10 protein-coding genes are annotated in these 11,831 nt (G+C 60.1%); 3 read left to right on the top strand and 7 right to left on the bottom strand.

Going from position 1 to position 11,831, the window contains the following annotated elements:
- Window positions 1-41 precede the first annotated feature (41 nt).
- Genes FIU92_RS18175 through FIU92_RS18185 form a run of 3 tightly spaced genes read left to right on the top strand, consistent with a single transcriptional unit; the run spans window position 42 to window position 2,094 of the window.
- Window positions 42-554, top strand: coding sequence for a Fur family transcriptional regulator (locus FIU92_RS18175; RefSeq protein ID WP_152460132.1), 513 nt, complete (start codon window positions 42-44; stop codon window positions 552-554).
- Between the two features lie 2 nt (window positions 555-556).
- Window positions 557-1,297 (top strand): metal ABC transporter ATP-binding protein, encoded by a 741-nt coding sequence (locus tag FIU92_RS18180; RefSeq protein ID WP_152460133.1) that lies wholly within the window; start codon window positions 557-559, stop codon window positions 1,295-1,297.
- Window positions 1,297-2,094, top strand: coding sequence for a metal ABC transporter permease (locus FIU92_RS18185; protein WP_152460625.1), 798 nt, complete (start codon window positions 1,297-1,299; stop codon window positions 2,092-2,094). The genes FIU92_RS18180 and FIU92_RS18185 overlap by 1 nt, the downstream gene beginning before the upstream one ends.
- 124 nt (window positions 2,095-2,218) lie before the next feature.
- On the opposite strand, the gene FIU92_RS18190 is transcribed toward FIU92_RS18185, so the two are convergent.
- The 7 genes from FIU92_RS18190 to xdhA all read right to left on the bottom strand — a co-directional run bounded on the left by FIU92_RS18190 (window position 2,219) and on the right by xdhA (window position 11,603).
- Complete coding sequence (locus FIU92_RS18190; RefSeq protein ID WP_152460134.1) at window positions 2,219-3,292, bottom strand: BMP family ABC transporter substrate-binding protein; 1,074 nt, start codon at window positions 3,290-3,292, stop codon at window positions 2,219-2,221.
- Between the two features lie 31 nt (window positions 3,293-3,323).
- Entirely contained in the window at window positions 3,324-4,244 is a 921-nt protein-coding gene (locus FIU92_RS18195) for an ABC transporter permease (protein WP_152460135.1), read from the bottom strand.
- 3 nt (window positions 4,245-4,247) lie between these two features.
- Complete coding sequence (locus FIU92_RS18200; protein ID WP_152460136.1) at window positions 4,248-5,330, bottom strand: ABC transporter permease; 1,083 nt, start codon at window positions 5,328-5,330, stop codon at window positions 4,248-4,250.
- Between the two features lie 63 nt (window positions 5,331-5,393).
- Window positions 5,394-6,911: an ABC transporter ATP-binding protein gene (locus FIU92_RS18205; protein ID WP_152460137.1), complete on the bottom strand. Its 1,518-nt coding sequence runs from the start codon at window positions 6,909-6,911 to the stop codon at window positions 5,394-5,396.
- Window positions 6,908-7,843, bottom strand: coding sequence for a xanthine dehydrogenase accessory protein XdhC (xdhC, locus tag FIU92_RS18210; RefSeq protein ID WP_152460138.1), 936 nt, complete (start codon window positions 7,841-7,843; stop codon window positions 6,908-6,910). Before xdhC ends, FIU92_RS18205 begins: the two co-directional genes overlap by 4 nt.
- Window positions 7,843-10,245 carry a xanthine dehydrogenase molybdopterin binding subunit gene (xdhB, locus tag FIU92_RS18215; RefSeq protein WP_152460139.1) on the bottom strand — a complete coding sequence of 801 codons (2,403 nt, stop codon included), beginning with the start codon at window positions 10,243-10,245 and terminating at the stop codon, window positions 7,843-7,845. Before xdhB ends, xdhC begins: the two co-directional genes overlap by 1 nt.
- Window positions 10,242-11,603 (bottom strand): xanthine dehydrogenase small subunit, encoded by a 1,362-nt coding sequence (gene xdhA, locus FIU92_RS18220; RefSeq protein WP_152460140.1) that lies wholly within the window; start codon window positions 11,601-11,603, stop codon window positions 10,242-10,244. Before xdhA ends, xdhB begins: the two co-directional genes overlap by 4 nt.
- Between the last annotated feature and the right edge of the window lie 228 nt (window positions 11,604-11,831).

Consider the following 11,831-nt stretch of genomic DNA (forward strand, 5'->3'; position numbering starts at 1 on the left):
TTTTATAACGTTACGAGTGGCAATACATGATATGAAATAACATGACAAGCGATACGAACCCTGCCTCTGTCGATGAGGCGGCCCCGGTCGGGTTTCAGGAACATGACCATCAGAGTTGCGTCAAAACTGCGTTGGTATCCGCCGAGGCGCGCTGCAAGGGCGAGGGGCTGCGCCTGACGCCGGTTCGCCGCAAGGTCTTGGAAATGCTGCTGCAAGAGCATCGGGCCCTTGGTGCCTATGCAATTCTTGACCGCCTGCGAGAGGAAGGGTTCGGGTCTCAACCTCCGGTCGCCTATCGGGCGCTTGATTTCCTTGTTCAAAACGGCTTCGTTCACAAGATCGAGCGGCTGAATGCATTCGTTGCCTGCTCTCACCCCGGCGCGTCGCATTCGCCGGCATTCATGATTTGCAGAAAGTGCGATGCCGTTGCCGAGGCGCAGTCCATGCCGGCCAAAGGTGTTCTGGGTGCCGCTGCGCGCGCAGCGGGTTTCGAGATCGAGCGAACGGTTGTAGAAGCCGAGGGACTTTGCCCCGACTGCACCGAAAAGGCCTGAAAATGACGCTCGTCTCGGTCGAGAATCTCAGTGTTCGCTATGGTTCAAACACTGTTCTGAGCCATGTGGACATGGCTGTCGAACCCGGCGAGATCGTCACCATCGTCGGGCCGAACGGGTCGGGCAAAACCAGCCTGTTGCGCGCCATCATCGGTGCGACCAGGCCAAGTGCCGGGCATGTATCGCTGAAACCCGGATTGAAGATCGGGTACGTGCCGCAGAAACTGCACGTGGATCCCACGTTGCCAATCTCGGTCGAGCGATTCATGCGACTGACCGACCGTGTCTCCGGCCGTCAGTGTGTCGAGGCATTGGAAAAAGCGGGCGTCCCGGATCTGTTGAAACGTCAGATGTCGCAACTGTCCGGCGGGCAGTTTCAGCGTGTGTTGCTGGCGCGGGCGCTGATCAACCAGCCTGACCTTCTGCTGCTGGATGAGGCAACCCAGGGGCTGGACCAGCGCGGATCAGCGAGTTTCTATCAGCAGATTGAGGCCGTGCGCCGCGAAACCGGATGTGCAATCCTGATGATCAGTCACGAATTGCACGTGGTCATGAGCGCCTCGGACCGGGTGATTTGTCTGAACGGCCATGTGTGCTGTGAAGGATCGCCGGCGGTGGTCGCTTCGGCACCGGAATACCGGGCCTTGTTCGGAACGGGAACAGGCGGAGCGCTTGCCCTGTACCGGCACGAGCATGATCACCATCACGACCATGATGCAAATCCTCAGGAAGCGGCGGAATGATGCTTGACGATTTCATGATGCGTGCAACGCTTGCAGGTATTGGCGTTGCGTTTGCGGCGGCGCCTCTTGGATGTTTCGTGGTGTGGCGCCGCATGGCGTATTTCGGTGACGCAACCGCACATGCCGCGATTCTGGGCGTGGCCCTGTCACTGACCTTTCAGATGTCGATCTTCACCGGTGCGCTGGCTGTTGCGTTGATTATGGCGCTGACGGTCACTTTGTTGGCGGGTCGTGGCTATGCGATGGACACGCTGCTGGGGGTCCTGGCGCATTCCGCTTTGGCTTTCGGTCTGGTTGCCGTTTCGTTTTTGTCCGGCGTCCGCATTGATTTGATGGCATATCTGTTCGGCGATATTCTTGCGGTATCCCGTTCGGATCTGCTTGTGATCTGGGGCGGCGCGGCGCTTGTCGTGGCGCTGATCGCCTGGCGATGGGCTCAGCTTTTGACGGCTACATTGAACGAGGAACTGGCCTATGCCAGTGGGTTCGACCCGAGGCGGGAACAGTTGATTCTGACTCTGTCTCTGGCGGTGACCGTGGCTGTTGCGATCAAGGTCGTGGGGGTATTGCTGATCGCGGCGATGCTGATCATTCCCGCGGCGGCGGCACGAAATCTGGCCCGCTCGCCCGAATCAATGGCGTTGATAGCGGCAGCAATAGGCGCGATGTCCTCGATTGCGGGGTTACGGGCAGCTTATGTGTTCGATACTCCGGCGGGGCCATCAATTGTCTGCGTCGCCGCAGTCTTGTTTGCCTGTCTCAGCGTGGTGGGGTGGCGAAGACAGGGCAGGGCGTGATGGATCTGAGCTTGATTGCGCTGACCAGGTAAACTCATTCGTTGTTCGGCACTTCAGGTGCGCACAGCACAAAAAAGGGCCCGCACACGGATTGCGGGCCCTTTTTGTTCCTTGACGATACAGCTTACTGCGGAATTTCGCCTTCCAGCCCTTCAACATAGAAGTTCATGCCTGCCAGCGTGCCATCGTCAGCGGTTTCGCCTTCAGCCAGCCAGTCACTGCCGTCCTGCTTCTTCAGCGGACCGGTGAACGCGTGATAGCTGCCATCTGCAAGCGCCGCCTTCAGGGCCAGAGCCTCTTCCTTGACATCTGCCGGAACCGCGTCCGAAATCTCGCCGATTTCAACCATTCCTGCGCCGATACCGTCCCAGGTGTTGGAAGACGTCCAGGTCCCGTCCATTACGGCTTTTGTCCGCGCGATGTAATAGGGGGCCCAGTTGTCGATGATCGATGACACACGCGGAAGCGGTGCGTACTCGCTCATGTCCGACGCCTGACCGAAGGTGATCACATTGCCGGCTTCTTGCGCTGCTGCTTGCGGCGCTGTCGAATCGGTGTGTTGCAGGATTACGTCCGCGCCCTGCTCGATCAAAACGGTGGCGGCGTCAGCTTCTTTCGCCGGGTCGAACCACGTATAGGCCCAGACGATCTTGAACTCGACATCCGGGTTCACTTTCTTGGCGTGGATATAGGCCGAGTTGATGCCGCGGATCACCTCGGGGATCGGGTAGGAGCCGATATAGCCGATGATGTTCGACTTGGTCATTTTACCGGCGATGTGGCCCTGAACCGCGCGACCTTCGTAGAAACGGGCCGAGTAGACCGAGACGTTGTCGGCGGTTTTATAGCCTGTTGCGTGCTCGAACTTCACGTCCGGGAATTTCTTGGCCACGTTGATGGTTGGGTCCATGTAGCCAAACGAGGTGGTAAAGATCAGATCCGCGCCTTCCAGCGCCATCTGGGTCATCACACGCTCGGCATCTGGGCCTTCGGGAACGGATTCAACGAATACGGTTTCAACCTTGTCGCCAAACTCTTTTTCAACGGCCTGCCGGCCTTTGTCATGTTCATAGGTCCAGCCGCCATCGCCGACCGGGCCGACATAGACGAAACCGACCTTGGTCTTGTCTTCGGCCATGGCCCCCGAGGCCAGACCCAGCGCCATGGCGGCGCTCGTCAGAAGTGTAGTGAATTTCATGTGTTACTCCCCAAGTTGGTACTGTTGGCCCCTAGTGTGAGGCATGGAAGGTCCGGCCCAGCGAGGCAGGTGCGCTGCTCTTGTCGGCCGAAAGGATCACAAGCACAAGGATCGTGATGATATAGGGCGACATTGCCAGATACTCGACGGGAATGGCAACGCCCGCTGCCTGCAAATTAAGCTGCAACACGGTAATGCCGCCGAACAAATAGGCACCCAGCAGGACACGCCACGGCTTCCAGCTTGCAAAGACAACAAGGGCCAATGCGATCCAGCCGACACCGGCGGTCATGCCCTCGGTCCACTGCGGCACGCGGATCAGGCTGATATAGGCCCCGCCCAGACCAGCGCAGGCGCCGCCGAACATGATGGCCAGAATGCGGATCTTGATCACCTTGTAGCCCAACGCATGCGCGGCATCGTGGTTTTCACCGACTGCCCGCAGGATCAGACCAAGACGGGTGAATTTCAGCACCGCCCAGACGGCCGCCGTGATCGCGATACCGACATACAGGATCGGGTCATGTTGAAACAGGATCGGACCGACAACCGGAATATCGCTGATCAGCGGAATATGGATGTCGCCCATACTGGGGGGTTTGATCCCCACATAGCTTTGCCCCATCAACGCGCTGAACCCCAGACCAAACAGGGTCAGCGCCAGACCACTGGCCACCTGATTGGCCAGCGCAAACTGCGTCAGCAAGACGAACAGCAGCGATAGAACAGCGCCGCCGATCGCGGCAGCAACAAAGCCCAGCCAGGGCGAGCCGGTCTCGACCGAAATCGCGAAGCCGCTGATCGCACCGACAATCATCATGCCTTCGACGCCTAGGTTCAGAACGCCTGCTTTCTCAACGACCAGCTCTCCGATCGCGGCCAGCAGCAAGGGGGTCGCGGCCACCATCAGTGAAGCGACCAGAAGTACGGGATTGATTTCACCAAGGTCCATGGGTCACGCCACCTCGTTACGGGCCGCACGGATGCGGTAGTTGGTCAATAGGTCGAAGGCCAGCAGGAAGAACAGCAGCATGCCCTGGAACACCTGAATGGCAGCGGCAGGCAGGCCCAGCTGCGACTGCGCGATTTCACCGCCGATATAGGTCAGCGCCATCAGTCCACCGGCCAGCAGAATGCCCACAGGGTGCAGACGGCCCAAAAAGGCCACGATGATAGCAGTGAAACCGTAGCCCACGTTGAAATCGATGCTGACAACGCCTGAAGGGCCGGAAACCTCGAACATGCCTGCAAGTCCTGCAAGCGCGCCGGACAGACCCAGACAGAACAGGATCAACCGGGCCGGGTTCACACCCGCAAATTTCGCGGCGCGCGGTGCTTCACCGGTCAGGCGGATGTGAAAGCCCAGCATGTGCCGGTTCAGCAGGACATAGGCAAAGATCACTGCGATCAACGCGGTCACAACACCCCAGTGCATGCCGGATCCGGCGATCAGTTCGGCATTGTGCGCACTGTCATAGGATTGCAGATTGCGGGACCCCGGGAAGCCAAACCCTTCGGGGTTCTTCAGCAAACCCAGAGAAACCGAGGCCAGCATCTGCTCGGCCACATAGACCAGCATCAACGAGACGAGAATTTCGTTGGTGCCGAAACGCACCTTCAGGAAGGCGGGGATCATGGCCCACAACCAGCCGCCGAAGGCGCCGGCAATCACCATGATCGGAAAGATATAGAAGGCATCCAAAGGGTAAAAGGCCAGCCCGGCACCCGCACCGAAGATGGCGCCCATAATATACTGCCCCTCGGCCCCGATGTTCCAGATGCCTGCACGAAAGCCCAGCGACAGACCGATGGCGATAAGCACCAGCGGAGCGCCTTTCACCAGCAGCTGTGGGCGATAATAAAAGGCGAATTCACCAAAAAGAGGTTCCCAGAAGATGGTGCCGATGGCCTCAACCGGATTCTTGCCCAGTATGGCGAACAGTACTCCGCCAAAAAACATCGTCGCCAAAACTGCAACCAACGGCGTTGCATAAGACCAGACCCTGGAAGGCTGAGGACGTTTCTCCAGCACAATCATCAGCTCGTTCCCCTGACTTCTTCATCTTTTTTCAAATGCTCTCGCCGAAGGCGGCCCAACAGATCAAACATGCGCCACCTCCATTCCGTGGGCACCGCCCATCATCAGCCCGATTTCGTCCACCGTCAGTCCGGTTGTCGGACGTGGCGCGCTCAGGCGGCCCTCGTTCAGCGCAGCAAAGCTGTCCGAGATTTCCATCAACTCATCCAGATCCTGAGAGATGCAGACAACCGCCGTTCCCTTTGCCGCCAGGTCGAGGATTGCCTGCCGGATCGACGCGGCCGCCGCGGCATCCACGCCCCAGGTTGGCTGGTTCACCACCAGCACATCCGGGTTTTGCAGCACTTCGCGTCCGATCACGAATTTCTGCAGGTTTCCCCCGGACAAGGACCGCGCCGCGTTGTCCGGGCCGGGTGTCCGGACGTCAAAAATCTCGATGATCTTCTCCGCAAAGCTCTTGGTCTCGGCCCATTTCAGAAAGCCGTTGCTTTCCAGACCCTCTCGAACGGACCCCGTCAACAGGGCGTTTTCGGTCAGGCTCATGTTCGGGGCGGCGGCATGGCCCAGCCGCTCTTCTGGCGCGGTCAACACGCCAAGTTTGCGTCGCGCGGTCGGGCCCAGCTTGCCGATCGCCTGACCGTTGAACTTGATCGCGTCAGCAGATGTCAGGATTTCACCGGACAGAACGCCCAGCAATTCATCCTGCCCGTTGCCCGCAACGCCGCCAATGCCCAGAACCTCGCCCTTGCGGACGGTCAAATGCACGTTGCGCAATGCGGTGCCGAATTCTGACGGAGAAGGCACCGACAGCCCGCTGACATCCAGCGTCACTGCGCCAAATTCACGCCCCGAACGTTCCGGGGTTTGCAGGGCCGTTCCCACCATCAGTTCGGCCATGTCGCGGGCCGAGGTCTCAGAGGGGACGCACTCGCCCACATTCTTGCCCAGACGCAGGATCGTGGCGTGGTCACACAGTGTCCGTATCTCTTCCAGCTTGTGCGAGATATACAGGATCGACGTGCCCTCGGACCGCAACTTGTTCAGCGTCTCGAACAGGATTTCGACCTCCTGCGGGGTCAGTACCGAGGTCGGTTCGTCCATGATCAGCAGTTTCGGGTCTTGCAGCAGGCAACGGATAATTTCAACACGCTGGCGTTCCCCAGCGGACAGATCGCCGACAGTGCGGAACGGATCCAGCGGCAGGCCGTAGGTTTCCGACACTTCGCGGATGCGCGAGGCCAGATCACCCATGGCGGGCGGGTTTTCCATCCCCAAAGCGATGTTTTCGGCCACGTTCAGGGCGTCAAACAGCGAAAAATGCTGGAACACCATCGCAATTCCGTCAGCCCGTGCGGAGCGGGGCTCGGGCGGCGCAAAAGGCTGACCGCGCAACAGCATGGTGCCACTGTCAGGTTTCACCAGCCCATAGATCATCTTGACCAGCGTGGATTTCCCGGCCCCGTTTTCCCCCAACAGGGCGTGAACTTCGCCCTCTCCGATGTCAAAGGACACCTGATCATTGGCCACGACACCGGGATAGGCTTTGGTCAACCCTTGCAGGCTCAGCAATGGAGTGGTCACGCGCTCAGGTCCTTCTTCAACTCATTCTGCCGGGCCGGGCGCAGCAGTTGCGCTGCGACGCCCACGGCGATCATCTGCGGGTGTTTGCCCAGCGACGGGTCACCAATCGGGCAGGTAATCCGGCTTATCCGGTCGGGCGGATGCCCAAGAGCCGCCAGCCGCGATCGGAACCGCGCCCATTTGGTAGCCGAGCCGATCAGTCCCGCAAAGCGGAAATCGTGCAAAAGCAGCCTGTTGCACAGTTCTAAATCCAGATTGTGTGAATAAGTCAGCACAAGGTGCTCGGCATTGGGCGGTGCATGTCGCACAAGTTCGGCTGGTTTCGTCGCTGGCAGATCGGTCACGCCTGCAGGAATCACGTCCGGAAAGCGCTCGGGGCCGGTATCGACCCAAGTGATCGCAAGATCGGGCAGGGGGGACAGAACATCCACCAGCGCCCGTCCGACGTGACCTGCGCCCCAGATCCACAGGTTTCGTGCCGGTTTATGCACCGGTTCGATCATCCAGCCGTCGATCAGGCGTGGTTCGGGTGCAATGCCCTGACTGCGTGCTGCCGCCAGCACTCGCTTGACCGAAAGAGGCACGGCGCCACCGGATGCTGATCGTGCAATGATCGTATCATCCAGCGTTTCAACCTTCTTGAGATCATAGACTTCGCTGAACAACGAGACCGCTCCGCCGCAACATTGGCCCATGTCCGGTCCCAGCGTGTGATGCGTCAGGCGCGTGGCGACTGTTTGCGATCGTGCGGCCTCTGCGGCCTGGTATTCCAGCGTACCACCACCGATGGTTCCGCTTTGCCCGTCTTTCCAGACCAGCATCGCAGCACCCACCTCGCGCGGGGACGACCCTTTGATCCCGGCGATGACCACCCGAACCACTTTCCCGTGGGTTTTGACCGCCTCCCTCAAAGCCTCAAGGTCAAATCCCATCAGATGCCTCCCTTCATCCTCTGGACCCCGCGCCAAACCTCTTCGGCCGTGGCCGGAGCGTTCAGGGCCGGGTATCTGTCTCCGCAGGCGGCAACTGCGTTCGACAGCGCCAGCCAGGCCGAGATCCCCAGCATGAAAGGCGGCTCGCCCACAGCTTTCGAACGATAGATGGTGTCCTCACGGTTTTCGCCATCCCAAAGCGTGACGTTGAAGATGTCCGGCCGGTCCGAGCAGGCCGGAATCTTGTAGGTCGAGGGCGCGTGCGTGCGCAGGTTGCCCGTGTCATCCCAGACCAGCTCTTCGGTCGTCAGCCACCCTGCACCCTGTACATAGCCGCCCTCAACCTGACCTATGTCCAAAGCCGGATTCAGCGACGCGCCCGCGTCATGCAGGATATCCGTTCGCAGAATGCGGTTTTCACCGGTCAGAGTGTCCACCGCCACCTCGGTAACGGAAGCGCCGTAGGCAAAGTAGAAGAAAGGGCGACCGCGCCCGGCGATCCGGTCCCACTCGATCTTGGGCGTCTTGTAGAACCCGGTCGCCGACAGGCTGACGCGCCCCTGATAGGCCAGTGCGGCGGCTTCGGCGAAGGTGTAGCGCTCTTCTGAGACCGACACCTGCCCATCCGAGAACGTGACCGTCGATGGATCGGCCTGATGACGTTCCGCAAGATAGGCGGCCATCCGGTCGCGGATCGTGTCGCAAGCGGCCTTCACCGCCATACCGTTCAGGTCACTGCCCGAAGATGCCGCCGTCGCAGACGTGTTCGGTACTTTCGCCGTGTCGGTTGCGGTGATTTTCACCATCTCCAGCGGTATGCCAAAGCGCGACGCGGCGACCTGTGCGACCTTCTGGAACAGGCCCTGACCCATCTCGGTGCCACCGTGATTCAGGTGGACTGATCCGTCCTGATAGACATGTACCAGCGCACCCGCCTGATTGAGGTGGGTCAGCGTGAACGAGATACCAAACTTGACCGGGGAAAAGGCGATGCCCTTTTTGATTACACTGTTCTCGGCATTCCATTTCGCGACAGCCGCCTTGCGCGCGGCGTAGTCGCTGGATTTCAGCAACGCCTCGGTCATGCCGTGCAGTTCGAAATCGCTGACCTCCATCCCATAGGGTGTGGTGTTGCCGCCAGCGGGCAGAGGACGCACCGGTGCGTCGCCCATTTCAACGGCGCCGCGGCTGGTCAGGTCTTCGTGCGGATCGGGATGCCCCAGTGGTTTTTCCGTCGGTGTGCTCTCGGCCACAGCGTGCGCGGGTGCATAGTAATTCCGGCGGCGCAGCTCGACGGGATCCAAACCCAGCGCATGCGCGGCATGGTCCATGACCCGTTCGATGCCGACCATGCCCTGCGGGCCGCCGAACCCGCGATAGGCGGTGGCAGATTGGGTGTTGGTCTTCAAGCGGTGGCTTTCGATCCGGGCGTTCGGCAAAAGGTAGGCGTTGTCCGAGTGCAGCATCGCCCGGTCGGCCACGGGCAAGGACAGGTCCTGCGCCCAGCCGCAGATCGCATAGTGGAGGAATGAGACGCCCTGTATATGGCCATGCTCATCGAATCCGGCCTTGTACGAAATGCGGAAAGCGTGGCGCTTGCCGGTGATGATCATGTCATCGTCACGGTCATAGCGCATCTTGCAGGCCTTGCCGGTTGCGCGGGCGGCCACGGCGCAGGCCACTGCCAAAGCGTTGCCCTGACTTTCCTTGCCGCCAAACCCTCCGCCCATGCGGCGGGTCTCGACCCGGACGGCGTGCATCGGAACACCCAGAGCGTCGGCCACTTTGTGCTGAATCTCGGTCGGGTGCTGGGTCGAGCTGTGCACCAGCATATCCGCACCTTCATTCGGCACGGCCAGCGCGGCCTGACCTTCCAGATAGAAATGCTCCTGCCCGCCCAATTCAAACGAACCTTCGATCACATGCGGCGCACTGGCAATGGCCGCATCCGCATCGCCCTTGGCATAGATGCGTGGACCATCTTCAAACCGGCTGTCGGCGGCCAAGGCGTCCGCGATCGTCAGGATCGGCGTTTCCTCGGCATAGTCGACCTTGCCCAATCGCGCCGCTTTGCGGGCGGCCAGATGGCTGGTGGCAACGACCAGGAACACGGGCTGACCGATATAATGCACCGTGCCGTCCGACAGCAGCGGCTCATCGTGGATCGAGGGCGAGACATCGTTGGCAAACGGCAGATCCTCTGCCGTCATGACCATCACGACACCCTCGGCGTTTTTGACAGCCGACAGATCCATTGCGGTGATCTTGCCCTTGGCGATCTGGCTCAGGCCAAAGGCCAGGTGCAGCGTGCCCTTGGGTGTCGGGATGTCATCCACGTACCGTGCCGCGCCCGAAACGTGCAAAGGGGCGGCGTCGTGGGGCAGGGCTTGCGTCACACTCATGCCGACACCTCCAGCACATTGGTGATCTCGCCCTGATCTTCCAGGAAATACCGTTGAAGCATCGCCTTGGCGGTTTCCAGTCGATACAGGGCCGAGGCGCGCATATCCGTGAGTGGCGAAAAGTCGTCGGCAAAGGATGGCAGCGCGGCGTCAACGGTCTTGCGCGTCCACGGTTTGCCGATCAAAGCGGCCTCGACATGGGTTGCCCGTTTCGGAACAGCAGCCATGCCACCATAGGCGATGCGCGCCTGTGTGACGCTGCCCTCCGAAACGGTTATGTTGAAACAGCCGCAGACGGCCGAGATATCCTGATCGAACCGTTTGCTGAGCTTGTAAGCCTTCAGGCGATCTGGCTGGCGGGGGAAGCTGACGGCTTCCACAAACTCGCCCGGAACCCGATCCTGTTTGCCGTAGTCGATGAAGAACTCTTCCAGCGGGATCGACCGCCGCTCGTCGCCCTTGCGCAGGTGCAGTGTCGCGTTCAATGCGATCAGCGCAGGCGGGTTGTCCCCGATGGGCGAACCGTTTGCGATATTGCCGCCCACGGTGGCCGCATGGCGCACCTGCACGCTGGCATAGCGGCGGATCATCTCGGCATAGGACGGATGCAGATCGGCCATCGCCGCGCCCATGCGATTCATGTCTACCATTGCGCCAAAGCGGACTTCTTCACTGCCGAGCGTGATCTTCTTCAAATCATCACAGCGGTTGAGGAAGATCACCGGGTCCAGTTCGCGCAGTTGCTTGGTGACCCAAAGGCCCACATCGGTCGCACCAGCGACCAGAGTCGCATTCGGGTTCTCGGCATACACGGCGGCCAATTCGTCGGATGAGGTTGGCAGCATGCGCGAAGCGGCAATCGTTGCAAGTGGTTTATCTTTGACCCAAACCGGAACGGGCTCTTCCTCGGCCGCTTTCGCTGCACGAATGATCGGCGCATAGCCGGTGCAGCGGCACAGGTTGCCTGCAAGAAAAGTGTCATGGTCCGTTGCACCATTCGTGTGCCCGGCAACCATCGACATGACGAAACCGGGTGTGCAGAAGCCGCATTGCGAACCGTGCAGATCAACCATTGCCTGCTGAACCGGGTGCGCTTCGCCATTCGGGCTGCTGGCACCTTCGACCGTGCGCACCGCTTTGCCATGCAGTTGCGGCAGAAACAGAATGCACGAGTTCAGTGCCTTGGCGCCTTCGTCATCCGTCACCATCACGGTGCAAGCCCCGCAATCGCCTTCGTTGCAGCCTTCCTTGGTGCCGGTCAGGCCGCGATCTTCGCGCAGCCAATCCAGCAGGGTGGCTGTCGGATCGATATCAGCCAACTCCACTGTCTCTCCGTTCAGAAGAAACGTGATGTTCATTCGAGAAACCCGTCGCCTTACCCGGTTGCGCCCTTGTGGCCCTCCTTCGATGCGACGTAGAAAGAGTGGCGGGCGAATTGCTTGCCATGAGATGTTAGAAACAGCGCGGCTTGTCTGGCAAGAAAAACCGCCTCTGTCATACACCATTAGACGTATACGGCCTGTGACCGTCTTTTCTGATTAATGAGCAGCCACTTGTAAATAAAGCGGTTTTTGATTGCGACGCCC

It is taken from the genome of Ruegeria sp. THAF33, assembly GCF_009363615.1.
In the GTDB taxonomy this organism is placed as follows: Bacteria; Pseudomonadota; Alphaproteobacteria; order Rhodobacterales; family Rhodobacteraceae; genus Ruegeria.

What these genes read in the sequence shown, in the direction of transcription:
- FIU92_RS18175 (WP_152460132.1), top strand. Translation starts at nt 42, where the DNA reads ATGACAAGCGATACGAACCCTGCCTCTGTCGATGAGGCGGCCCCGGTC.
- FIU92_RS18180 (WP_152460133.1), top strand. Translation starts at nt 557, where the DNA reads ATGACGCTCGTCTCGGTCGAGAATCTCAGTGTTCGCTATGGTTCAAAC.
- FIU92_RS18185 (WP_152460625.1), top strand. Translation starts at nt 1,297, where the DNA reads ATGCTTGACGATTTCATGATGCGTGCAACGCTTGCAGGTATTGGCGTT.
- FIU92_RS18190 (WP_152460134.1), bottom strand. Translation starts at nt 3,292, where the DNA reads ATGAAATTCACTACACTTCTGACGAGCGCCGCCATGGCGCTGGGTCTG.
- FIU92_RS18195 (WP_152460135.1), bottom strand. Translation starts at nt 4,244, where the DNA reads ATGGACCTTGGTGAAATCAATCCCGTACTTCTGGTCGCTTCACTGATG.
- FIU92_RS18200 (WP_152460136.1), bottom strand. Translation starts at nt 5,330, where the DNA reads ATGATTGTGCTGGAGAAACGTCCTCAGCCTTCCAGGGTCTGGTCTTAT.
- xdhC (WP_152460138.1), bottom strand. Translation starts at nt 7,843, where the DNA reads ATGGGATTTGACCTTGAGGCTTTGAGGGAGGCGGTCAAAACCCACGGG.
- xdhB (WP_152460139.1), bottom strand. Translation starts at nt 10,245, where the DNA reads ATGAGTGTGACGCAAGCCCTGCCCCACGACGCCGCCCCTTTGCACGTT.
- xdhA (WP_152460140.1), bottom strand. Translation starts at nt 11,603, where the DNA reads ATGAACATCACGTTTCTTCTGAACGGAGAGACAGTGGAGTTGGCTGAT.